Here is an 895-nt window from a genome sequence, read left to right as displayed (position 1 = left end):
CCGCGTCGGCGGCGCGCAGCAGGACTGCCGCGTGGGTGCCGTCGTCGGGCAGCACGGCGATGCCGGCGGCGGCGGTCAGGCCGTTGCCGGTGGCCGGGCGGGGCTCGCGCGGGCCGGAGGACCAGTCCAGCAGCAGGTGCCGGCGGACCGACCAGACCAGGCGCTCGGCGACCTGCACGGCGCCCTCGGCGCCGGTGTCCGGCAGCACCACCAGGAACTCCTCGCCGCCGTAGCGGCCGAGGGTGTCGGCCCGGCGGATCTCCATCGCGAGCCGCTGGGCGAGGTCACGCAGGACCGCGCCCGCCCGGCCCCGGCCGTGCTCGGCAACGACCGCGTCGAAACCCGTGATGGCCAGCATCAGCACGGCGAGCGGGCGCGGGCCGTCAGCCTGCTCGGCGTGCTCGGCGCGGCGGGCCCGCTCGATCTCCCGGTCCAGGGTGAGCTGGAGGTGACGGTAGTTCCACACGCCGGTGAGCGGGTCGCAGGAGGCGGTGCGCTCCAGTTCGGCGCAGCGCTCCTCCAGTTCGGCGATCCGTCCGCGCAGCCGCTCCTCCCCGGCGGCGGCCACGGCCCGCTCCCGCCGTCCGCGCAGTCCGAGGGCGGTGGCGCCGGCCAGCGCCGGGACGCTCAGTGCGGCCAGGGCCTGGACCAGCAGCGGGGTGGTCAATGGGGGACGCCCTTTCGCGTGTCAGGCTCTGCGCGTCGACGGTGCGGAGACCAGGAGGATCGGATGCACAACGAGAAGAACGGCCTGAGGACACGGCTGTTGACGCAACGGCGTGAACTGGCCGCCGAGGAGCGCGCCGCGGCGGCCGAGGCGCTGGCCGGGCACGCCGGGGAACTGGCCGCCGCGGGCGCCACCGTGGCCGCGTACGTCTCGGTGGGCGCCGAGCCC

At 76.8% G+C, this 895-nt stretch carries 1 protein-coding gene; it reads right to left on the bottom strand.

From position 1 onward, the window contains the following. On the bottom strand, window positions 1–667 hold a 667-nt coding region (locus KS423_RS46350), incomplete at its 3' end, for a GGDEF domain-containing protein (RefSeq protein ID WP_224285642.1). Window positions 668–895 lie beyond the last annotated feature (228 nt).

The sequence above is a fragment of the Streptomyces sp. LS1784 genome, assembly GCF_020103755.1.
In the GTDB taxonomy this organism is placed as follows: Bacteria; Actinomycetota; Actinomycetes; order Streptomycetales; family Streptomycetaceae; genus Kitasatospora.
The sequence above is the reverse complement of the archived record's forward strand: the minus strand, read 5'-3'. Positions and strand labels throughout refer to the sequence as shown.